Genomic DNA, 20,032 nt, shown 5'->3' with positions numbered 1-20,032 from the left:
GCGACGTGTCGGAGTACTTGCGCATCGGTGAGGTCGCCCAGGCAGTGGGCGTGAGCGTCGACACGCTGCGCCGTTGGGAGTCCGAGGGCCGCGTCGTGTTCGAGCGCCAGAACAACCAGCGCGTGCTGCGCTCGGACCAGCTGCCGGCGCTGACCGCCAAGCTGACCGGGCGCACCGCCACCTCCAGCGCCCGCAACCGGCTCGCCGGCGTCGTCGTCTCGGTCGAGCGAGACGGCGTGATGGCCAAGGTCGAGCTGGCGTGCGGTGACTACCGGATCGTCTCGCTGATGAGCCGCGAGGCCGCCGACGACCTGGGCCTGGAGCCCGGCAAGCCGGCGACCGCCGTGGTGAAGTCGACGACCGTGATCGTCGAGGCCTGATGGGACGACGCACGGCGCGCCTCGCGGCGGCCACGCTGGTCCTCGGCGTCCTCGCCGCGGGCTGCACCGACGAGCAGCGCAAGCAGCTCAGCCCGACCTGCGCGATCGCCCAGACCGCGGTCGACGACGCCCAGCGCCAGGCGGAGAACGCCATCGCCACGATCAGCGAGGACCCGGCGACCGCCCGGCGTACCCTCACCGCGGTCAAGACCGCGCTGAGCGCGGCCAAGGCCACCGTGTCCGGCGACGAGCGGGCCCAGCTCGAGAACGCCGAGCAGGCCGTCGCCGACCTGCTCGCCCAGGCCCGCCGCAGCACCAAGGGCCGGCCGGTCGACGGTGCCGTGGTGACCGAGGCGCGCGAGGGACTGCTGGCCGCCGTCAAGGGAGTCCGCGCCGACTGCTGAGCAGCGGATGCAACACCCGGTGGCGCTTTTCTGCCGCAGATGCGGCAGGGTGGTGTCATGGCCGACTATCGCGTCTCCGAGGCGGCTGACCTCCTCGGCGTCAGCACCGACACCGTGCGCCGCTGGATCGACGCCGGCCGGGTCGCGAGTGCGACCGTCGACGGACGCACCGTCATCCCCGGCCCGGACCTCGCCGTGCTGGCCGCGTCGCTGGTCGACGAGGCCGACCGCACGCGCACCCGTTCGGGTGAGGTCAGCGCGCGCAACCGGATGACCGGGATCGTCACCCGGGTCGTCGCCGACACGGTGATGGCCCAGGTCGAGATGGTCTGCGGTCCCTACCGGGTCGTGTCGCTGATGAGCGCGGAGGCCGCGGCCGAGCTGGGCCTCGAGCCCGGCGTCCGGGCGATCGCGTCGGTCAAGTCCACCACCGTCGTCGTCGAACGACCCGTCTCCCCGAGGAAGCAGTCCTGATGAAGACCACCTGGCTCCGGCTCGGCGCCGCGAGCGCCGCCGTCCTGCTCGCCCTCCCCCTCGCCGCCTGCGGTGACGACGGCGACAAGGGGGGCGACACCAAGAGCGGCGGCAAGACCGAGCTCACCGTGTTCGCCGCCGCGTCGCTGACCAAGACGTTCGAGGAGCTGGAGAAGACCTACGAGGCCGCGCACTCCGACGTCGACGTCAAGCTGTCGTTCGGCGGCTCCTCCGACCTGGTCGCGCAGATCACCGAGGGCGCCTCGGCCGACGTGTTCGCCTCGGCCGACACCGCCAACATGGACAAGCTCGTCGCCGCCGGTCTCACCGCGGGCGAGCCCCAGGAGTTCGCGACCAACACGCTCATGATCGCGGTCCCGCCGGGCAACCCTGCCGGCATCAAGGGTCTCGCCGACCTGACCAAGAAGGACGTCAACCTGGTGCTGTGCCAGCCCGAGGTCCCGTGCGGCAGCGCGTCGGCCAAGGTCGCCGAGGCGGCCGGGCTGGACTTCAAGCCGGTCAGCGAGGAGCAGTCGGTGACCGACGTCCTCGCCAAGGTCGAGTCCGGCGAGGCCGACGCCGGCCTGGTCTACGTCACCGACGTGACCGCGGCCGGCGACAAGGTCCAGGGCATCGAGTTCCCCGAGGCGGCCGACATCGTCAACCACTACCCGATCGTCGTGGTCAAGGACGCCCAGCACGCCGACCTCGCGCAGCAGTGGATCGAGCTCGTCCTCGGTGAGGGTCAGAAGGTCTTCGAGCAGGCCGGCTTCGGCGCGCCCACCCCGTGAGTCGCGGCGGGCGCACCCGGCACGTCGGCCTGCCGCGCTGGCTCTTCGGGCCGGCGCTGCTGGCCGCCGTGTTCGTGGTGCTGCCGGTCGCCTCGATGACGACGCGGATCGCGTGGGGCGACTTCCTCTCGCTGATCACGTCCGAGGGGGCCCGCTCGGCCCTCTGGCTCAGCATCCGTACGTCGACCGCCAGCACCCTGCTCTGCCTGGTGCTCGGCATCCCCCTGGCCACGGTCCTCGCCCGGAGCGAGGCCCGCTGGCTGGGGGTGCTGCGCTCGCTCGTGCTGCTCCCGCTCGTGCTGCCGCCCGTCGTCGGCGGCATCGCCCTGCTGTCCGCGTTCGGCCGCCAGGGCCTGCTCGGCTCCGAGCTCGAGGCGCTCGGGATCAAGATCGCGTTCAGCACCGTCGCCGTCGTCCTCGCCCAGACGTTCGTGTCGCTTCCCTTCCTCGTGGTCAGCCTGGAAGGCGCCCTGCGCACCGCCGGCGAGCGGTACGACGTCGTGGCGGCCTCGCTCGGCGCCCGCCCCACGACGGTGCTGCGCCGGGTCACGCTGCCGCTCGTGCTCCCGGGCCTGGCCTCGGGCGCCGTGCTCGCGTTCGCCCGCTCCCTGGGTGAATTCGGCGCCACCATCACCTTCGCCGGCAGCCTGGAGGGCACCACCCGCACGCTGCCGCTGCTCATCTACAACCTCCGGGTCACCGATGCCGACGCCGCCGTGGCGATGTCGCTGGTCCTGGTCGCCGTCGCCGTGCTGGTGATCGGCCTGGTCCGGCCGCGGGGTGCGTTGTGAGCGCGCTGGTGGACGTGACCGTCGCTGAACGTGACGTCAACGTCAGCTTCGAGATCGCGGACGGCGAGACCGTCGCGCTGCTGGGCCCCAACGGCGCCGGCAAGTCCACGACGCTCTCGGTCCTCGGCGGCCTGCTGCGCCCCGACGCCGGGCGGATCGTGCTCGACAGCGAGGAGCTCACCGGCCCCGGGCGCTGGGTCGCGCCGCACGCGCGTCGTACGGCGCTGCTGGCGCAGGACCCGCTGCTGTTCCCCCACCTGACGGTGCTGGAGAACGTCGCCTTCGGCCCGCGCAGCACCGGGACCGGACGCCGCGCGGCCCGCGCCGCCGCCGAGCACTGGCTCGCCGAGGTCGACGCCGCCGACCTCGCCGGCCGCAAGCCGGCCCAGCTCTCCGGCGGCCAGGCGCAGCGCGTCGCGGTCGCCCGGGCGCTCGCCGCGGACCCCCGCCTGCTGCTGCTCGACGAGCCGATGGCGGCGCTCGACGTGGCGGTCGCCCCGGCGCTGCGGACGCTCCTGCGCCGTGTCCTCGCCGACCGCACGGCCGTCATCGTCACCCACCACGTGCTCGACGCGCTGCTGCTCGCCGACCGGGTGGTCGTGGTCGAGGACGGGCGGGTGGCCGAGCAGGGACCGACCAGCGAGGTGCTCTCCCGGCCGCGCAGCGCCTTCGCGGCACGGTTCGCGGGGCTCAACCTGGTCTCCGGCGTCGCCACCCCCGACGGCGTACGACGTCCGGACGGCCTGCTCCTGCACGGCACCGCCGCGACCGGCGACCATCCCGCCCCCGGCGCCCCCGCGGTGGCGGTCTTCCGCCCCTCCGCGGTCGCCGTGCACCGGGAGCCGCCCGGCGGCAGCCCGCGCAACGCCCTGGCCGTCGTGGTGACCGAGCTCGAGCCGCTGGGGGATGTCGTCCGGGTGCGCGCGGGCGAGCTCGCGGCGGACGTCACGGTGGCCTCGGTCGCCGAGCTGGGACTCGCACCGGGCACCGGCGCGACGTTCGTCGTCAAGGCGACCGAAGTCGACGTGTACGCCCAGTGAGAAAGCGACCGATAGGGTTCGCCCTATGAACGACGCCCTCGCCGTGGAGCCGCCCGCCCCCGACCGCAACCTCGCTCTCGAGCTGGTGAGGGTCACCGAGGCGGCCGCCATGGCAGCCGGGCGGTGGGTCGGCCGTGGTGACAAGAACGGCGCCGACGGCGTCGCCGTCCAGGCGATGCGCGTGATGATCTCGACCGTCAGCATGAACGGCACCGTCGTGATCGGCGAGGGCGAGAAGGACAACGCCCCCATGCTCTACAACGGTGAGACCGTCGGCGACGGCACCGGCCCCGAGTGCGACGTCGCCGTCGACCCGATCGACGGGACCACGCTGACCGCCAAGGGCATGGCCAACGCGGTCGCCGTCCTGGCCGTCGCCCCGCGCGGCACGATGTACGACCCCTCCGCCGTCTTCTACATGGAGAAGCTCGTCACCGGCCCCGAGGCCGCCGACCTGGTCGACATCCGCTACCCCGTCGCCGAGAACATCCACCAGGTCGCCAAGGCCAAGGGCTCCAACCCGTCCGATGTGACCGTCGTCCTGCTCGACCGTCCGCGCCACGACAAGCTGGTCGAGGAGATCCGCGCGACCGGCGCCCGGATCAAGTTCATCACCGACGGCGACGTCGCGGGCGCGATCATGGCCGCCCGCGCCGACACCGGCATCGACCTGCTCCTCGGCATCGGCGGCACGCCCGAGGGCATCATCGCCGCGTGCGCCATGAAGGCCATGGGCGGCACGATCCAGGGCCGGCTGTGGCCCACCGACGACGAGGAGCGCCAGCGCGCCATCGACGCCGGCCACAACCTCGACCCCGACCACATCCTCACCACCGACACCCTGGTGACCGGTGACGACTGCTTCTTCGTCGCCACGGGCATCACCGACGGCGAGCTCGTCCGCGGCGTCCGCTACCGCGGCGGCGGCGCCGTGACCCAGTCGCTGGTCATGCGCTCGCGCAGCGGCACGATCCGGACCATCACGTCCGAGCACCAGCTCTCCAAGCTGCGCGGCTTCAGCGCGATCAACTTCGACTGACCAGCTCCAGCAGGCGCGCGACGTCGGCCACCGCGTCGGCGACGGGATCCTCGTCGCCGGCGGCGGCGCCGTACAGCAGCGCCGCGTCGAGCATCCGTACGACGAGGTCGAAGTCCGCGCTCGCCCCGACGGCTCCCCAGCCGCACCGGTCGAGCGTCTCGCGCAGCGCGTCCAGGAGGGCGGGCCGCGAGGCGGCCATGATCGGGCGCAGCTCGGGGTCCGACGTCGCCTCCAGCATGGGCTGGAGGCGACGGGTGACGACCGCGCGGTCGAGCGCGGGCGCGTAGAGCACCTCCAGCAGCAGGGCGGCGGTCGCGGTCGCCGACCGGCGGCGCCGGGGCAGCGCGGCCGCCCGCTCGGCAGCGCCCGCCGAGCGGACCTGCTCGGCCGCGGCGACCGCGGCGGCGTAGAGCTCCTGGCGGGTCGGGAAGTAGTAGCCCGCCGAGCCGGCGGGCACCCCCGCGGCGGCGGCGACCTTGCGGTGGGTGACCGCGTCCGGTCCCTCCTCGATCAAGAGGCGGGCGGCGGCGTCGACCATCGCCTGCTGGCGCTGCGCGCTGCGCGCGCGGGCCGTGGGACGGGGTGCGGTGGCCACGGCGCCACCCTACGGGCGACCCCACAGCCGGAATAACTAAACGCGCGTATAGGTTCTGGCTACCGAGGGCCGAGATCCGGCCCCACGGTTGGACTCGAGGTGCAGCACGATGAACACCCTGGTGGCCCAGGAGGGCCTGAAGATCGACTGGGCGAACATGCCCACCTACAACACGATCATGGCCGTCGCCGTCGGCGCCGCCCTGGTCGGACTGGTGATGCTGGGCCGCCAGCTCCTCACCTCCCCCCAGGAGGTCGAGACCGACGGCTGGGCACTCACCTTCGGCATCCTCGGCGGCATCCTGACCGCGACCGGTCTGCACATGACGCTGACCTGGCCGCTCGCCGCCGGCGGATTCCCGTTCGACAACATCATCTTCGGCGAGACGAGCCTCGGGTTCGGCGTCCTGCTGCTCGGCGCGGCGCTCTACCTGTGGAAGCGCGGCGCGACCGCGCTGGCGGCCAGCAAGCCGGTCGAGAAGCTGGCGCGCGTCGCCCAGCCGATCACCGTCTTCGTCGGCGGCCTGGGCCTCAGCCTGCTCGCCATCGCGGTGGCCGGCATCAAGTACCAGCTGTTCGCCGCTCCCCCGCAGGAGCCCATCTCGGGCGAGTTCGCGGACTACCCGCTGGTCGAGGCGATCTTCATGTCGGGCCTGATCGGCATCGTCGGCCTCGGCGCCCTCGCCTTCGCCTTTCTGGTCAACCGCCTGCGCAGCACCGGTACGGCGGGCGTCTGGGCCCGGATCACCGGCTGGCTGTGGACCGTCTCGGGCGTGCTGTTCCTGCTGTTCGGCGCGATGAACTTCTTCACCCACATCGGGCTCATCGTCAACACGATGTGACCCGAGCCCCCGGCTCGAGCCCCGGGCTCAGGCCGAGTCGCGCCCCATCCGCACGGAGACCCCGGCGGGTGGGGCGCTCAGCGCTGTGGCGACGGCGTCGATGACCCGCGGGTCGACGGCCATGCCGATGTGCGAGGCCCGGACCTCGACCGCCTCGCCCTGCGGGTCGCGGCAGGCCTTCCAGTCGACGATCCCGTCGCGGCGCGAGTAGATGTTGGTCATCGCCACGTCGGCCCGCAGCGGCTCCTGCGACTCGGTGAAGCTCAGGTGGGCGCACTCCCCCGCGACGCAGTCGGCCGACATCAGGCCGGGCACCCCGGCATCCGAGAGCCGGTTGAGGACCCGGACCCCCCGGGTCAGCACCGCGTGGTGCGCGGCCGGCGCCCGCATCGGGCTGCCCATCGTGACGATGCCCGAGACCAGGTCCGGGCGGCGCGCGGCGAGACCGCGGGCGATCATCCCGCCGAGGCTGTGCCCGACGATCCGGACCCGGGCGTCGCGGCGCTCGGCGATCTGCTCGATGCGCGCCTCCAGCAGCAGCGCCGAGCTGAGCGTGCAGCCGATGTTGGCGTGGATCTGGGACCGGTAGGTCCGGAACCCCCGCGCCCGCAGCTCGGCGGCCATCGCCGTGAGCGTCCAGTCGCCGGCCAGGAAGCCCGGCACCAGCAGCACCGGCTCGGCCGCCCGCGCCGCCGCCCGCTCCGCATAGGGAGTACGACGACGCGCGTGGTGGGTCACGGTCCGGCGGGCGGCGTAGCGCCCCGCCTCGGTCACCAGACTGCCCTCGCGCAGCAGCGCGGCCAGCGCCGGACGGCCGTAGCCGTCGGGCAGCAGCCAGGGCGCCAACGTGTTGCTCACGTCACAGACGTTACCCAGTTGAAAGGGCAACTACTCGCAATTGGGCACACTGGGAGCATGTCTCCCGCAACCACGGTCTCGGACGAGCTGCTGGCCCCGCTGAGCAACGGCATCGAGCTCTGCTACCAGACGTTCGGCGATCCCGACGCCGAGCCGCTGCTGCTCGTCATGGGGCTGGGCGGTCCGATGACGTGGTGGCCGCGGGAGCTGTGCGTGCGGCTCGCCGAGGCGGGGTTCTACGTGATCCGCTACGACAACCGCGACACCGGGCGCTCGACCCGGATGACCGGACGGGTGACCACCGGACGCCTGGCGCGGGCCTTCGTCGGGGCGCCGGCGCCGGCGCCGTACTCGATCGGGGACCTGGCCGGCGACGCCCTCGGGCTGCTCGACCACCTCGGGCTGCCCGCGGCGCACGTCGCGGGGGTCTCGATGGGCGGCATGATCGCCCAGACGATGGCGCTCGACGCGCCCGAGCGGGTGCTCAGCCTGGTGAGCATCATGTCGACGACCGGGCGGCGTGGGGTCGGGTGGCAGAGCCCGGCGCTGCTGCCGACGCTGGCGGCGCGGCGGGGGCCCGGCAAGGAGGCCTACGTACGACGAGCGCTGCTCGTCTGGGCCATCATCGGCTCCCCCGGCTTCCCGGTCGACGAGGCGGACCTGCGCGCACGCGCGGGCGAGACCTGGGACCGCGGGGTCGACGAGGCCGGTGTGGTGCGCCAGATGCTCGCCGTCCTCACCCAGCCCGACCGCACCCGCCGTCTGGGCGAGATCACTGCGCCGACGACGGTGCTGCACGGCCTGGCCGACAAGATGGTGCACGTGTCCGGCGGGCGCGCGACCGCGGCCGCGATCCGCGGCGCGGAGGTCGTGCTGGTGCCCGGTTGGGGGCACGACCTGCCGGCGCCGCTGTTCCCGACGTTCGTCCGCGCGATCCGTCGTACGGCGGACCGCGCCGGCCGCCGGCCCTAGGACGCCGCCGCGGGATCCGCCGCCGCCACCTCGGCGCCCGGGATCCGCCCGGCCCGCTCGTGGTCGACGGTGAGGTTCTCGCCGGTGGCCGGGTCGAAGAGGTGCATCCGGCGTCCGTCGACCCAGATCTCGGCCTCCTGGCCCTCGGCGATCCGGCTCGCGCCGTCGAGCGAGACCACAAGCTGGGTGCGCAGGGCCTCGCCGTCGAGGTCCTTCTCGAGCTGGAGCAGCTGCTGCTTGACCTCGTCGGGCGACTCGAACGGGATGTAGGCGTAGGTCTCGTTGCCCAGCCACTCCACGACGTCGACGGTGGCCCGGAACGTCGAGCCGGTCCGCCCCTCGGCGTCGGCGAGCGAGGCGTCCTCGAAGTGCTCGGGCCGGATGCCCGCGATGAGCAGGCCGCGCCCGGCGGCCCGCTCGGCCCGGTCGGCGGGGATCTCGACGGTGCCGAACGGCAGCTGCACCCGCGTCCCCTCGACGGTGGCGGGCATGAAGTTCATCGGCGGCGAGCCGATGAAGCCGGCCACGAACAGGTTGCCCGGGTTCTCGTAGAGCTCGCGCGGGGTCGCGAGCTGCTGCAGCAGTCCCCGCTTGAGGACGGCGACCCGGTCGCCGAGCGTCATCGCCTCGGTCTGGTCGTGGGTGACGTAGACGGTCGTGATGCCGAGCCGCTTCTGGAGCCGGGCGATCTCGGTGCGCATCTGGCCGCGCAGCTTGGCATCGAGGTTCGACAGCGGCTCGTCGAAGAGGAAGGCGTCGGCCTGGCGGACGATCGCCCGTCCCATCGCGACGCGCTGACGCTGGCCACCGGACAGGTTGCCGGGCTTGCGCTCCAGGTGCTCGTTGAGCTCGAGAGTGTCGGCCGCGTCGCGCACCAGCCGGTCGACCTCGCTGTCGGGCATCTTGGCCAGGCGCAGCGGGAAGGCGATGTTCTCGTAGACCGTCAGGTGCGGGTAGAGCGCGTAGTTCTGGAAGACCATCGCGAGGTTGCGCTCGCGCGGCGCCAGGTCGTTGACCCGGCGCTCCCCGATGATCATGTCGCCGGAGGTGATGTCCTCCAGCCCGACGATCATCCGCAGCAGCGTGGACTTCCCGCAGCCCGAGGGCCCGACGAGGATCATGAACTCGCCGTCGGCGACGTCGATCGAGACGTCGTTCACGGCGGGAAAGCCGTCGCCGTACTTCTTGACGATGTGGTCCATCGTGATGCCGGCCATGGGAACCTCACCCCTTCACCGCGCCGGACGTCAGCCCGGCCACGATCTTGCGTTGGAAAATCAGGACGATGACGATGATCGGGATGGTCGCGATGACCGCTCCCGCGGCCAGCAGCGAGGCCGGCCGGTTGAACGGATCGGCGCCGACGAAGAACGACAACGACGCTGGGATGGGCCGTGCGGTCTCGGTCGAGGTCAGCGAGATGCCGAAGACGAAGTCGTTCCAGGCGAAGAAGAACGTCAGGATCGCCGCGGTGAACACACCGGGCGCGGCCAGCGGCACGATCACCTTGCGGAACGCCTGCCACGACGTCGCGCCGTCGACCTGGGCGGCCTGCTCCATCTCCCACGGGATCTCGCGGAAGAACGCCGACAGCGTCCAGATCGCCAGCGGCAGCGTGAACGACATGTAGGGGATGATCAGCCCCGGCCACGTGTCGTAGAGCCCCGTCGCGCGCCACATGTCGAACAGCGGACCGATCAGCGAGACCACCGGGAACATCGCGATCACGAGGGCGATGGTGAGCACGAGCTTCTTGCCACGGAACTCCAGCCGCGCGATGGCGTACGCCGCCAGCGTGGCCACGATGACCGAGAGCAGGGTCGCGATCAGGCTGATGCCGATCGAGTTGAAGATCGCGCGCCGGAACTGCTCGTTGTCCCAGACCGCCCGGTAGTTGTCCCAGCCGGCGCCGGTCCCGTCGCCGGGGAAGAAGCCGGGGTTGCCGTTGGTGATCGAGGCCTCGGACTTGAAGGACAGCGAGATGATCCAGGCCACCGGCAGCAGGCACCAGATCAGGATGAGGGCACAGCCGACGACGAGGCCGACGCGATTGCGGGTGCGGTTCATCTCAGGACTCCTGCCGGGCCTGCGCCAGGTCGACGCGGAACAGCTTGACGATCAGGAAGGCCACCAGCAGGACCGAGAGGAACAGCAGCACCGACAGTGCGGAGCCCATGCCCAGCTGGAACTGCTCGATGGTCTGGCGGTAGGTCAGGAAGCTGATCGACTCCGTCTTCACCGCACCGGCGGTCATCACGAAGATGTTGTCGAAGATCCGGTAGGCGTCGAGCGCCCGGAACAGGACGGCGACCATGATGGCGGCCCGCATGTTCGGCAGGATCACCTTGGTCAGCCGCTGCATCCACGTGGCGCCGTCGACCTTGGCCGCCTCGATCATGTCCTCGCTGACCTGGGCCAGCCCGGCCAGCAGGAGCAGCGACATGAACGGCGTGGTCTTCCAGATCTCCGAGACCATGATCGAGACCACCGCCGACCCGGTCTGGCCGAACCAGTTGAAGTCGTCGCCCACGAACGGCAGCCAGCCGTTGATGAAGCCGTTCTGGTAGGAGAAGGCGAACTGCCAGGCGAAGCCCGAGACCACGGTGATGATGCCGTAGGGCACGAGGATCGACGTCCGGATGATGCCGCGGGCGAAGATCACCCGGTGCATCACCATCGCGAAGATGAAGCCGATCACCAGCTCGATCGCGACGGTGACGACCATGTAGAGCACGGTCACCCCGGTCGTCTGCCAGAACAGCGGATCGGTCAGCGCCGTGACGTAGTTGCGCACTCCGATGAAGTTGCGGTCGTCCGGCGCGGTCAGCGCGTAGTCGAAGGTCGACAGGTAGATCGCCCGCAGCATCGGGAACGCCGTCACGATCAGCATCAGGACGACGGCCGGAGCCACGAGCCGCTGCCCGAGGCGGGTCTCGGCCCGGGCCCGGTCGCTGACCTCCGGCTTTCCGGTCCGGCGGTGACCGCCGGTGGTGGTGGGGGCGGTGACGGTGCTCATAGCAGCGACTTCCCTTCCAGCACGTCCTTCAGGTAGGTCGCGGACTCCTCGGGCGTGCTGCCCGGGTCGACCGAGGTCGGCGAGTGCCACTTGGCCTGGATGGCGCCCGAGATCATCGCGTAGAAGGCGCTCTTGGGTCGCGGCCCGCCCTCGTCCACGCTCGTGCGGAAGAGCTCGATCAGGTCCTTGGGGTACTTGCCGCTGGCCGCCACCTGGTCGTACGCCGCGTTGGTCGACGGCATCAGGCCGTCGTTGAGGGCCAGGTCGACCTGCGCCTTCTCGGACGTGATGCAGCGGGCCGCCTCGGTCGCCCAGTCGGCGTGCTTGGTGTAGGCACCGACGCCGATGTCGATGCCGCCCACCGGCGGCTTGGAGGTCTCGCCCTCGACCGTGGCCGGGTAGCGCACCCAGCCGAGGTCGGCGAACTGCTCCTTGGTGGGGCCGCCGGCCTGGCCGATCAGGCCTTCGTAGTTCTTGTAGACGAACGTCCAATTGACCATGAACTCGCCAGGGCCCTCGGCCGGGAACATCTGCCCCAGGCTGGTGCCCTCGTTCGACACCGACAGGTCGGGCTGGGCCGCCTTGGAGTCGGCGAGCTCCTGGATGACCGTGGCCGCGTCTCGGCCGGCGGCGGAGTCGACGTCGACCTTGGCGTCGCGCCCGGCCTCGGTGTCGGAGACGATGTCGCCGCCGGCGCCCTGGATGAGGGCGTTGATCCACACGACGTAGGCCTCGTACTTGTTGGCCTGGACGCCGACCGTGCCCCCGTTGTCGGAGGCCGCGTCGATGACCTGCTTCCAGGTGACCGGCTTGGTCATGTCGAGTCCCGCGGCCTCGGCGAGCGACTTGCGGTACCAGAGCACCTGGGTGTTGGCCCAGAGCGGGATCGCGTAGACCTTGTCGTTCCAGGTCACCGTGTTGGCCGCGCCGGCCAGGTAGTCACCGCCGCCCTCGAGGCTGCCGTTGATCGCGTCGGCGAGCTCACCCTCGACGGGCTCGAGCCATCCGGCGTTGGCGAACTCGGCCACGAAGACGGGGTCGAGGTTCATCAGGTCCGTCGAGGAGTCCTTGGCCGCGAGCCGGCGCGCCAGCTGGGTGCGCTGGTCGGTCGCCGAGTTCGGCAGCTGCTGGACCGCGATGTCGTAGTCACCGGTGCTGCACGACTTGGCGTACTTCTCGAACGTGGCCACCCCGTCGGGGTTCACGTACCAGTTGAGGACCGGCTTGCCCGAGTCGCCGCACGCGCTCAGCGTGGTGGTGGCGAGCACCGCCACGGCGGCTCCGGCGACAGCGCGTCGCCTTCGTCGAGACCTTCGCCTCAGCACCTCACTTGTCGACCTCATCGCCCGATCACCCCTCCCAAGAGTGTGGCGTGCGTCACTCAGTCCTAGCCCAGCGGAGGCACTCTTGTCCACGCCCCCGTGAGGGATCAGTGCCCGTGACGTGCGATTCCAGACGTCGTAACTTTGCTGTCATGGCGCTCCACGTCGTCGCGGCACGCACCGATCCGGCGCTCTTCCGGCTGCCGTGGTCGCGCCCGCTCGCCGAGTGGGAGGACTGGTACGTCGTCCCGCTCCCCCTCGGGCTGTCGCGCCACGTGGTCCGGGTGGTCCAGGTGAACCGGCAGTTCGTCGCGGTCAAGGAGACCCAGGAGGCCATCGCACTGCGGGAGTACCACCTGCTGCGCGACCTGCAGCGGCTCGACCAGCCGGCCGTCGTCCCACGGGGGGTGGTGACGGGACGCCGCTCCGACGCCGGCGAACCGCTGCCCGCCGCACTCCTCACCGAGCACCTGCACTACTCGCTGCCCTATCGCACGATCTTCCAGCGCGGGCTTCCCGCGCACCAGGTCCCGGCCCTCGTCGACGCCCTCGTCGTGCTGCTGGTGCGCCTGCACCTGGCCGGCTTCTTCTGGGGCGACGTCTCGCTCTCCAACGCGCTTTTCCGCCGTAGCGCCGGGGGTTTCGCCGCTTTCCTCGTCGATGCCGAGACCGGCGAGCTGCGCTCGCACCTGTCCGACGCGATGCGCGAGCACGACGTCACGGTCGGCGTCGAGAACATCTTCGCCGAGCTGCTCGACCTCCAGGCCAGCGGCGACACGGACGTCGAGGTCGACGGCCAGGAGGTCGTCGCCCAGCTCGCCGACCGCTACCACGCGCTGTGGGACGAGCTCACCGCCGCCGAGGAGTTCGGCGCCGACGAGTGGTACCGCGTCGAGCAGCGGATCGCGCGCCTCAACGACCTCGGCTTCGACGTCGACGAGCTCGACGTGCAGACCGACTCCGACCGGGTGCGCATCCAGCCCAAGGTGGTCGAGGCCGGACACCACCGGCGCGAGCTGCGCGAGCTCACCGGGCTCGTCGCCGAGGACAGCCAGGCGCGCAAGCTGCTCAACGACCTCGCTGCCTACACCGCCCACTTCGGGTACGACGACGAGGACCGCGAGACCGTCGCCCGCCGTTGGCTCACCACGATCTACACCCCCATCGTCGACCTGCTGCCGCCCGGCATGCGCACGACGATCTCGCCCGCGGAGTACTTCCACGAGGTGATGGAGCACCGCTGGGCGCTCTCGGACGAGGCCGGGCACGAGGTCGACATCATCGAGTCGGCGCGCGACTACGTCGAGAACGTGCTCCCGCACCGGCCGCCCGACCTGCCGGGAGCGGCGCCCTAAGGAGTGCCGCGCGCGGCGAGCTCGGCGTGCAGCCGGGCCGGGTCGGCGGAGCCCGTCGCCAGCAGCGCCCACAGCAGCAGCCGGGCCTTGACCGGCGGCAGCCAGCCGGCGCCGATGGCACCGCGGGCGAGCAGGTCGATCTCGGAGCCCGGGTAGCCGTACATCGCCCGACCGGTGGGGCCGGAGCCCGTGCGCGAGGCGAAGACGACCGGCATCCGCTCGGCGGCGCGGCCGACCGCGGCGGCCATCGCGGCCGACACGTGACCGGCGCCGAAGCCGGCGATCACGACGCCGTCGACACCGCTGTCGCGGACCGCGTCGAGGACGTGCCCGTCGTCGCCGAGGTAGGTCGCGAGCAGCGGGACGCGCGGGTCGGGGGTGTCGGCGGCGGGCAGGGCCAGGGCGGGCGCGCGGCTCGCCGGTACGCCGTAGACGACCTCGGCCTCGACGCAGCGGCCGATCGGGCCGAAGCCGGCGGACCGGAAGGCGCTCGTCGACATCGAGTCGGTCTTGGCCACCCACCGCGCCTGGTGGATCTCGTCGTCGAACGCCACGAGCACACCCCGCTCGTGCGAGGACGTGGCGAGCGCGCAGCGGACCGCGGTGAGCAGGTTGGCCGGACCGTCGGCACCCGCGGCTTGGGGCGCGCGCATCGCGCCGGTGACCACCAGCGGCTCGGGGCGGTCCCAGAACAGGTCGAGCAGGTACGCCGACTCCTCCAGCGTGTCCGTGCCCTGGGTGATCACCACGCCGGTCGCTCCGGCATCCACGGCGTCGTGCGCCCAGCGCAGGGTCCGCAGCACGGTCGGCTCGTCCAGCGACGGGCTCGGCAGCTGGGCGAGGGTCTCGGCGCGGACCGTCGCGAGGTCGCCGAGCCCCGGCACTGCGGCGGCGAGCCGCTCCGCGGTCAGGGTCGGGACGACCTCGCTGCCGTCGTCGGCACTCGACGTGGAGGCGATCGTGCCGCCAAGGGCGCCGATCGCCACGGTGGGTCTGGTCATGGCGCCATCTTCGCGGATGCGCCCGTCCTGTCGGCGGCGGGTGGCAGGCTGGCGCCCATGCCGGACGACGTCACCCCCGGCCGCCTCGGCGGCAGCACCGAGCGCCCTGCCCGCTTCTTCGCCGACGCGGCCGAGTTCGGCGCCTGGCTCGCGCTCCACCACGACAGCGAGACCGAGCTGTGGATGGGGCTCTACAAGAAGCACGTCCCCGAGCGCGGGCTCACCTGGGCCGAGGCCGTCCCCGAGGCGCTGTGCTGGGGCTGGATCGACTCCGTGGCCCAGCGCATCGACGAGGACGCCGTCCGCCAGCGCTGGACGCCGCGCAAGAAGACGAGCAACTGGAGCAAGGTCAACCTCGACCTCGTCGAGCAGCTCCGCGCCGAGGGCCGGATGCAGCCCTCCGGCCTCGCCATCTGGGAGGTACGACGCCCCGAGGCCGCGCCCTACACCCACGAGGTCGACGGCGAGCTGGTCCTGCCCCGGGCGTACGCCGCCCAGCTCGCCGCCTCCCCCGCCGCCACGGCGTTCTGGGAGACGGCGACCCGGACCTACCGGCGGGTGTGCACCAACTGGGTCCTCAGCGCCAAGCAGGAGGCGACCCGCGACCGCCGGATGACCCAGCTCGTCACCGACTCGGCCGCGGGCGAGATGATCCCCAGCCAGCGCTACGGCGAGGTGCCCAAGTGGGTGGCGCGGGCCGCCGCCGCGGCTCAGGAGGCCTCGGGCTCCACATAGACCGTGCCGCCCAGCTCGACGAACTCGGCCGACTTCTGCGCCATCCCGTCGGTGGCGAAGCGCTCGCGCACGTCCTGGCTGATCCGCATCGAGCAGAACTTCGGCCCGCACATCGAGCAGAAGTGCGCGGTCTTGGCGTTCTCGGCGGGCAGCGTCTCGTCGTGGAAGGACTCGGCCGTGACCGGGTCGAGCGACAGCGCGAACTGGTCGTGCCAGCGGAACTCGAAGCGGGCCTTGGACAGCGCGTCGTCCCAGTCCCGGGCGCCCGGGTGGCCCTTGGCGACGTCGGCGGCGTGCGCGGCGAGCTTGTAGGTGATGACACCGGTCTTGACGTCGTCGCGGTTGGGCAGGCCCAGGTGCTCCTTGGGCGTGACGTAGCAGAGCATCGCGGTGCCGTGCATGGCGATCGTGGCCGCGCCGATGGCCGAGGTGATGTGGTCGTAGCCGGGCGCGATGTCGGTGGCGAGCGGCCCGAGCGTGTAGAACGGCGCGCCGTGGCACCAGTCCTGCTGGAGCCGGACGTTCTCCTCGACGAGGTGGAGCGGGACGTGGCCGGGACCCTCGACCATCACCTGGACGTCGTGCTCCCAGGCCCGCGCGGTGAGCTCGGCCAGCGTGCGCAGCTCGGAGAGCTGGGCCTCGTCGTTCGCGTCGGCGGTGGCGCCGGGGCGGAGGCCGTCGCCGAGCGAGAACGAGACGTCGTAGCGCCGGAAGATCTCGCAGAGCTCGTCGAAGTGCGTGTAGAGGAAGTTCTCCTGGTGGTGCGCGAGGCACCAGCCGGCCATGATCGAGCCGCCCCGGCTGACGATCCCGGTCACCCGGTTCGCGGTGAGCGGCACGTAGCGCAGCAGCACGCCGGCGTGGATCGTCATGTAGTCGACGCCCTGCTCGCACTGCTCGATCACGGTGTCGCGGAAGACCTCCCACGAGAGCTTGTCAGCCTCACCGTTGACCTTCTCCAGGGCCTGGTAGATCGGGACGGTGCCGATCGGGACCGGCGAGTTGCGGATGATCCACTCACGCGTGGTGTGGATGTCCTCCCCGGTCGAGAGGTCCATGACGGTGTCCGCGCCCCAGGTGATGGCGTGGGTGAGCTTGTCGACCTCCTCGGCGATCGACGAGGTCACCGCGGAGTTGCCGATGTTGGCGTTGATCTTCACCAGGAACCGCTTGCCGATGATCATCGGCTCGGACTCGGGGTGGTTGACGTTGGCCGGGATGATCGCCCGTCCGGCAGCGACCTCGCTGCGCACCAGCTCGACGTCGCAGCCCTCGCGCAGGGCGACGTAGCGCATCTCCTCGGTCACCACGCCCGCCCGGGCGTAGGCCATCTGGGTGACGTTCTCGCCACGGCGCGGGCGGCGCCGCTCGCCGCGCCACTCCTCGTTCGCCGCGCCCCGCCGGACCGCCGAGCGGCCGTTGTCGATGAGCTGCGTCTCCCGGCCGTCGTACGACATCGTGTCGGCGCGGCCCTCGATCCACCCGGCGCGCAGCGGAGCCAGGCCGACCTCCGGGTCCGAGCCGGGACCCTCGGTGCAGTAGCGGTCGAACGTCTCGCCGTTGGTGAGCGCGACGCGGGTGAACGGCACGGCCAGGTCGCCGGCCTCGTCGCTCTTGAGGACGCGGGTGTGAGCGGGGTGGACGGTCATGCGATCTCTCCTTGGGTGGGGGCGTGCGGGTGGGCGAGCAGGTGGGCGACCGGTCCCCGGCCGCGGCCGAGGGTCCAGTCCGAGCCGAGGTGGAGCTGGCGGGCGACGAAGGCGTCCGCGAGCGGGGCGGCCGTGGCGAGGTCGACGCCGTGGGCCAGGTACGCGGCGAGCGCCGCGGAGTGGGTGCAGCCGGTGCCGTGGTCGTTCGTCGTCACGATGTCGCCGCCGCGGGTGACCAGGACGTTCGCGTCGCCGGGCCGGCCCAGCGCCGCGAACTCCTCGGCGTTGGGGGTCGCGACGGTGGCGACGGGCAGCAGGTGCTCGCGGTAGGCGGCGACCACCGCGGCCGAGGCGAGCACCGCACCCGAGGTCGCGACCAGCACCGGATCGACGACGAGCACCCGGTCCGCGCACCGCTCGGCGACCAGGCGCACGACCTCGGGCGTGGCCAGCATCCCGGTCTTGACCGCGACCGGGTCGAGGTCGTCGAGGACCGCGTCGAGCTGGGCGACCACGACGTCGTACGGGATCGGGTGGACGGCGCGGACGCCCGTCGTGTCCTGCGCGGTGACGGCCGCGACGACGCACGTCCCGTGGACGCCGAGGGCCGCGAAGGTCGCCAGGTCGGCGCCCACACCGGCGCCGCCGCTGGAGTCGGTGCCCGCGATCGTCAGCACCACCGGCGGGTTCACCGGACGACCTCGCGCAGCAGCGCGGCGACGACGGCGCCGGGGTCGCCGGCGCGCATGACCGCGCCCATCACGGCGACGCCGTAGGCGCCCGCATCCCGCGCCAGCGCGGCGTTCTGGGGCGTGATCCCGCCGAGCGCGTAGACCGGGAGCGGTGGTGCGGCGAAGGCCGACGCCGGCAGCGGCGGACCGTAGCCGGGCTTGCTCTCCGTCACCGCGTACGGCGACAGGGTGGCCCACCACGCGCCGTCCGCCGCCGCGGCCACCGCATCGGCCCGGCTGTGGCAGGAGCGCCCCCACCGGGTCGCGACCTCGGGCAGCGCCGCGCCCGCCGGCAGGTGCACGCCCGCGCACCCGGCGACCGGACGGTGCGCGGCGATCACCTCCAGGCCGCAGGAGCGCGCGTGGTCGGCGATCTTGGCGCGCTCGTCGTCCGGCAGGTCGACCTCGCGCAGCAGCACCGTCGTCAGGCCGGCGTCGGCAGCGGCACCCAGGACGTCGCGCAGCGAGCGGCCCGCGGGCACCAGCGTGCGGTCGGTGAGCACGACCAGGCGGCGGCTCACCGGGGTCCCCGCGGACTTGTTCGGGGGAGCGCAGCGGAGGAGAAGAAGTCCGTGGGGTGGTTCATCCGATCCTCCCCAGGACCGGGCTGGAGGCGCGGGCCTCGCTGCGGCGCGGGATCCGGCCCGCCGACCACGCGAGCCGTCCCGCCTCGACGCCGAGTCGCAGCGCGGCGGCCATCGCGACCGGGTCGTCGGCGCGGGTGACCGCGGTGGCGGCGAGGACCGCGTCGCAGCCGAGCTCCATGGCCAGCGCGGCGTCGCTCGCCGTACCGACCCCGGCGTCGAGGACGACGGGCACGTCGACCGCCGCCCGTACGGCGGCGATCGCGTGCGGGTTGAGCACGCCGAGCCCCGAGCCGATCGGCGAGCCGAGCGGCATCACGGCCGCGCAGCCGGCATCGACCAGGCGCCGGGCGAGCACCGGGTCATCGGTCGTGTAGGGCAGCACGACGAAGCCGCGCCGGACCAGGTCCTCGGCCGCGTCGAGCAGCTCGACCGCGTCCGGCAGCAGCGAGCGCTCGTCGCCCACCACCTCGAGCTTGACCCAGTCGGTGCCGAGGGCCTCGCGGGCCAGCTCGGCGGTGAGCACGGCCTCGCGGGCCGACAGGCAGCCGGCGGTGTTGGGCAGCAGCCGGACCCCCGCGTCCCGCAGCGCCGCGAGCAGCCCGCCCTCGGCGAGCGAGGAGGTCCGGCGCACCGAGACGGTCACCAGGGCCGGGCGCGCCGCGTCCAGCACCGGGCCGACGAGCGCGACGTGGGGCAGCCCACCGGTGCCGAGGAAGAGCCGGGACGGCAGGACGACGCCGGCGATCGAGAGCTCGCTCATCCGCCCTGCACCGCCGTCACGACCTCGACGACGTCGCCGTCGACGAGCCGCCGGGCGGTCCACTCGCCGCGCGGGACCACCTCGTCGTTGACCGCGACCGCGACGCCGTGGGGGCGCGGGTCGCCGAGGCGCTCGTGCAGCAGGTCGGCGATCGCGCAGGCCTCCGTGCGCACCGGCTCGCCGTTGCAGGTGATCGTCATGGTGCTCCTTGGGTCGTGCGGCGGGGATCCACCGCGGGGTCGACGTGTCCGGTCTCGAGGTGGTCGGCGACGAGCCGTGCGGTGAGCGGCGCCAGCAGCACGCCGTGCCGGTAGTGCCCGGCCGCGAGGACGACGCCCGGGACGCCGCTGGGCCCGACCAGCGGCAGGCCGTCGGCGGTCGCGGGGCGGTCCCGGGCGGTCCCCTCGACGAGCTCGGCCCGGTCCAGGGCCGGCCACACGGCGCGCGCGGCGGCCAGCAGCCGCAGCGTGCCCCCGCCGGTGAGGACCGGCGGCGCGGCGTGGGCCTCGGAGGTCGCGCCAAGCACCACCCGGCCGTCGCCGCGCGGGACCAGGTAGACGGCCTCGCCGCCCACCCACCCGCGGACCGTACGACGCGGCGGGTCGTCCGAGCGCAGCCGCAGCACCTCGCCGCGCACCCCGCTCACCAGGCCGGTCCACGGCGCCGGGAGCCGCGCGCCGGTGGCGACCAC

The 20,032-nt window shown here is 72.6% G+C and carries 24 protein-coding genes; 11 read left to right on the top strand and 13 right to left on the bottom strand.

Annotated elements, in window-relative coordinates; genetic code table 11:
* Positions 1–5: 5 nt before the first annotated feature.
* From M0M48_RS00555 to glpX, 7 genes are read left to right on the top strand one after another with little or no spacing between them, the layout of a single operon-like run.
* Positions 6–380, top strand: coding sequence for a TOBE domain-containing protein (locus M0M48_RS00555; protein WP_257753980.1), 375 nt, complete (start codon positions 6–8; stop codon positions 378–380).
* Positions 380–784: a hypothetical protein gene (locus tag M0M48_RS00550; RefSeq protein ID WP_257753979.1), complete on the top strand. Its 405-nt coding sequence runs from the start codon at positions 380–382 to the stop codon at positions 782–784. Before M0M48_RS00555 ends, M0M48_RS00550 begins: the two co-directional genes overlap by 1 nt.
* Before the next feature lie 57 nt (positions 785–841).
* Positions 842–1,258, top strand: coding sequence for a TOBE domain-containing protein (locus tag M0M48_RS00545; protein ID WP_215813151.1), 417 nt, complete (start codon positions 842–844; stop codon positions 1,256–1,258).
* Positions 1,258–2,049 carry a molybdate ABC transporter substrate-binding protein gene (gene modA / locus M0M48_RS00540; RefSeq protein WP_257753978.1) on the top strand — a complete coding sequence of 264 codons (792 nt, stop codon included), beginning with the start codon at positions 1,258–1,260 and terminating at the stop codon, positions 2,047–2,049. Before M0M48_RS00545 ends, modA begins: the two co-directional genes overlap by 1 nt.
* Positions 2,046–2,840, top strand: coding sequence for an ABC transporter permease (locus M0M48_RS00535; protein WP_257753977.1), 795 nt, complete (start codon positions 2,046–2,048; stop codon positions 2,838–2,840). Before modA ends, M0M48_RS00535 begins: the two co-directional genes overlap by 4 nt.
* Before the next feature lie 14 nt (positions 2,841–2,854).
* Positions 2,855–3,880, top strand: coding sequence for a sulfate/molybdate ABC transporter ATP-binding protein (locus tag M0M48_RS00530; RefSeq protein WP_257753976.1), 1,026 nt, complete (start codon positions 2,855–2,857; stop codon positions 3,878–3,880).
* A 25-nt stretch (positions 3,881–3,905) separates the two neighbouring features.
* The gene (glpX, locus tag M0M48_RS00525) at positions 3,906–4,919 is read left to right on the top strand and encodes a class II fructose-bisphosphatase (RefSeq protein ID WP_215813154.1); all 1,014 of its coding nucleotides are present in this window, start codon (positions 3,906–3,908) and stop codon (positions 4,917–4,919) included.
* On the opposite strand, the gene M0M48_RS00520 is transcribed toward glpX, so the two are convergent.
* Complete coding sequence (locus tag M0M48_RS00520) at positions 4,906–5,514, bottom strand: TetR/AcrR family transcriptional regulator (RefSeq protein ID WP_257753975.1); 609 nt, start codon at positions 5,512–5,514, stop codon at positions 4,906–4,908. The two genes, glpX and M0M48_RS00520, sit on opposite strands and share 14 nt — an antisense overlap.
* Positions 5,515–5,623: 109 nt before the next feature.
* Between M0M48_RS00520 and M0M48_RS00515 the strand changes: the two genes are divergently transcribed.
* Entirely contained in the window at positions 5,624–6,355 is a 732-nt protein-coding gene (locus M0M48_RS00515) for a DUF981 domain-containing protein (protein ID WP_257753974.1), read from the top strand.
* Between the two features lie 27 nt (positions 6,356–6,382).
* Here M0M48_RS00515 and M0M48_RS00510 read toward each other — a convergent pair whose 3' ends face one another.
* The gene (locus M0M48_RS00510; protein ID WP_215813157.1) at positions 6,383–7,213 is read right to left on the bottom strand and encodes an alpha/beta fold hydrolase; all 831 of its coding nucleotides are present in this window, start codon (positions 7,211–7,213) and stop codon (positions 6,383–6,385) included.
* 57 nt (positions 7,214–7,270) lie between these two features.
* Here M0M48_RS00510 and M0M48_RS00505 point away from each other — a divergent pair, with 57 nt between their 5' ends.
* Positions 7,271–8,185, top strand: a complete 915-nt coding sequence (locus M0M48_RS00505) for an alpha/beta fold hydrolase (RefSeq protein ID WP_257753973.1) — start codon at positions 7,271–7,273, stop codon at positions 8,183–8,185.
* On the opposite strand, the gene M0M48_RS00500 is transcribed toward M0M48_RS00505, so the two are convergent.
* The 4 genes from M0M48_RS00500 to M0M48_RS00485 are packed head-to-tail and all read right to left on the bottom strand — an operon-like array spanning position 8,182 to position 12,475.
* Complete coding sequence (locus M0M48_RS00500; RefSeq protein ID WP_257753972.1) at positions 8,182–9,402, bottom strand: ABC transporter ATP-binding protein; 1,221 nt, start codon at positions 9,400–9,402, stop codon at positions 8,182–8,184. The two genes, M0M48_RS00505 and M0M48_RS00500, sit on opposite strands and share 4 nt — an antisense overlap.
* A 7-nt stretch (positions 9,403–9,409) precedes the next feature.
* Positions 9,410–10,252, bottom strand: a complete 843-nt coding sequence (locus M0M48_RS00495; RefSeq protein WP_257753971.1) for a carbohydrate ABC transporter permease — start codon at positions 10,250–10,252, stop codon at positions 9,410–9,412.
* Position 10,253: 1 nt separating this feature from the next.
* The gene (locus M0M48_RS00490; protein WP_257753970.1) at positions 10,254–11,201 is read right to left on the bottom strand and encodes a carbohydrate ABC transporter permease; all 948 of its coding nucleotides are present in this window, start codon (positions 11,199–11,201) and stop codon (positions 10,254–10,256) included.
* Entirely contained in the window at positions 11,198–12,475 is a 1,278-nt protein-coding gene (locus M0M48_RS00485) for an extracellular solute-binding protein (protein WP_215813162.1), read from the bottom strand. Before M0M48_RS00485 ends, M0M48_RS00490 begins: the two co-directional genes overlap by 4 nt.
* A 200-nt stretch (positions 12,476–12,675) precedes the next feature.
* On the opposite strand from M0M48_RS00485, the gene M0M48_RS00480 reads away from it, so the two are divergent.
* Complete coding sequence (locus M0M48_RS00480) at positions 12,676–13,878, top strand: DUF4032 domain-containing protein (protein WP_257753969.1); 1,203 nt, start codon at positions 12,676–12,678, stop codon at positions 13,876–13,878.
* On the opposite strand, the gene M0M48_RS00475 is transcribed toward M0M48_RS00480, so the two are convergent.
* Positions 13,875–14,879, bottom strand: coding sequence for an asparaginase (locus tag M0M48_RS00475; RefSeq protein WP_257753968.1), 1,005 nt, complete (start codon positions 14,877–14,879; stop codon positions 13,875–13,877). The genes M0M48_RS00480 and M0M48_RS00475 overlap by 4 nt on opposite strands.
* 57 nt (positions 14,880–14,936) lie before the next feature.
* Here M0M48_RS00475 and M0M48_RS00470 point away from each other — a divergent pair, with 57 nt between their 5' ends.
* Positions 14,937–15,614 (top strand): YdeI/OmpD-associated family protein, encoded by a 678-nt coding sequence (locus tag M0M48_RS00470; protein WP_257753967.1) that lies wholly within the window; start codon positions 14,937–14,939, stop codon positions 15,612–15,614.
* On the opposite strand, the gene thiC is transcribed toward M0M48_RS00470, so the two are convergent.
* From thiC to M0M48_RS00440, 6 genes are all read right to left on the bottom strand, one after another.
* The gene (gene thiC / locus M0M48_RS00465) at positions 15,590–17,263 is read right to left on the bottom strand and encodes a phosphomethylpyrimidine synthase ThiC (protein WP_257753966.1); all 1,674 of its coding nucleotides are present in this window, start codon (positions 17,261–17,263) and stop codon (positions 15,590–15,592) included. The two genes, M0M48_RS00470 and thiC, sit on opposite strands and share 25 nt — an antisense overlap.
* On the bottom strand, positions 17,260–17,955 hold the full coding sequence (gene thiD / locus M0M48_RS00460) for a bifunctional hydroxymethylpyrimidine kinase/phosphomethylpyrimidine kinase (protein ID WP_257753965.1): 696 nt from the start codon (positions 17,953–17,955) through the stop codon (positions 17,260–17,262). The genes thiC and thiD overlap by 4 nt, the downstream gene beginning before the upstream one ends.
* The gene (locus tag M0M48_RS00455; RefSeq protein ID WP_257753964.1) at positions 17,952–18,515 is read right to left on the bottom strand and encodes a thiamine phosphate synthase; all 564 of its coding nucleotides are present in this window, start codon (positions 18,513–18,515) and stop codon (positions 17,952–17,954) included. The genes thiD and M0M48_RS00455 overlap by 4 nt, the downstream gene beginning before the upstream one ends.
* A 61-nt stretch (positions 18,516–18,576) precedes the next feature.
* On the bottom strand, positions 18,577–19,341 hold the full coding sequence (locus tag M0M48_RS00450) for a thiazole synthase (RefSeq protein ID WP_257753963.1): 765 nt from the start codon (positions 19,339–19,341) through the stop codon (positions 18,577–18,579).
* Positions 19,338–19,541 (bottom strand): sulfur carrier protein ThiS, encoded by a 204-nt coding sequence (gene thiS, locus M0M48_RS00445; RefSeq protein ID WP_257753962.1) that lies wholly within the window; start codon positions 19,539–19,541, stop codon positions 19,338–19,340. Before thiS ends, M0M48_RS00450 begins: the two co-directional genes overlap by 4 nt.
* On the bottom strand, positions 19,538–20,032 hold the full coding sequence (locus tag M0M48_RS00440) for an FAD-dependent oxidoreductase (protein ID WP_257759289.1): 495 nt from the start codon (positions 20,030–20,032) through the stop codon (positions 19,538–19,540). Before M0M48_RS00440 ends, thiS begins: the two co-directional genes overlap by 4 nt.

Source organism: Pimelobacter simplex (genome assembly GCF_024662235.1).
Taxonomy (GTDB): domain Bacteria; phylum Actinomycetota; class Actinomycetes; order Propionibacteriales; family Nocardioidaceae; genus Nocardioides.
The sequence above is the reverse complement of the archived record's forward strand: the minus strand, read 5'-3'. Positions and strand labels throughout refer to the sequence as shown.

What these genes read in the sequence shown, in the direction of transcription:
- M0M48_RS00480 (WP_257753969.1), top strand. Translation starts at nt 12,676, where the DNA reads ATGGCGCTCCACGTCGTCGCGGCACGCACCGATCCGGCGCTCTTCCGG.
- thiS (WP_257753962.1), bottom strand. Translation starts at nt 19,541, where the DNA reads ATGACGATCACCTGCAACGGCGAGCCGGTGCGCACGGAGGCCTGCGCG.
- M0M48_RS00505 (WP_257753973.1), top strand. Translation starts at nt 7,271, where the DNA reads ATGTCTCCCGCAACCACGGTCTCGGACGAGCTGCTGGCCCCGCTGAGC.
- M0M48_RS00500 (WP_257753972.1), bottom strand. Translation starts at nt 9,402, where the DNA reads ATGGCCGGCATCACGATGGACCACATCGTCAAGAAGTACGGCGACGGC.
- M0M48_RS00550 (WP_257753979.1), top strand. Translation starts at nt 380, where the DNA reads ATGGGACGACGCACGGCGCGCCTCGCGGCGGCCACGCTGGTCCTCGGC.
- M0M48_RS00470 (WP_257753967.1), top strand. Translation starts at nt 14,937, where the DNA reads ATGCCGGACGACGTCACCCCCGGCCGCCTCGGCGGCAGCACCGAGCGC.
- M0M48_RS00475 (WP_257753968.1), bottom strand. Translation starts at nt 14,879, where the DNA reads ATGACCAGACCCACCGTGGCGATCGGCGCCCTTGGCGGCACGATCGCC.
- M0M48_RS00545 (WP_215813151.1), top strand. Translation starts at nt 842, where the DNA reads ATGGCCGACTATCGCGTCTCCGAGGCGGCTGACCTCCTCGGCGTCAGC.
- thiC (WP_257753966.1), bottom strand. Translation starts at nt 17,263, where the DNA reads ATGACCGTCCACCCCGCTCACACCCGCGTCCTCAAGAGCGACGAGGCC.
- M0M48_RS00490 (WP_257753970.1), bottom strand. Translation starts at nt 11,201, where the DNA reads ATGAGCACCGTCACCGCCCCCACCACCACCGGCGGTCACCGCCGGACC.
- modA (WP_257753978.1), top strand. Translation starts at nt 1,258, where the DNA reads ATGAAGACCACCTGGCTCCGGCTCGGCGCCGCGAGCGCCGCCGTCCTG.
- M0M48_RS00495 (WP_257753971.1), bottom strand. Translation starts at nt 10,252, where the DNA reads ATGAACCGCACCCGCAATCGCGTCGGCCTCGTCGTCGGCTGTGCCCTC.
- glpX (WP_215813154.1), top strand. Translation starts at nt 3,906, where the DNA reads ATGAACGACGCCCTCGCCGTGGAGCCGCCCGCCCCCGACCGCAACCTC.
- M0M48_RS00515 (WP_257753974.1), top strand. Translation starts at nt 5,624, where the DNA reads ATGAACACCCTGGTGGCCCAGGAGGGCCTGAAGATCGACTGGGCGAAC.
- M0M48_RS00450 (WP_257753963.1), bottom strand. Translation starts at nt 19,341, where the DNA reads ATGAGCGAGCTCTCGATCGCCGGCGTCGTCCTGCCGTCCCGGCTCTTC.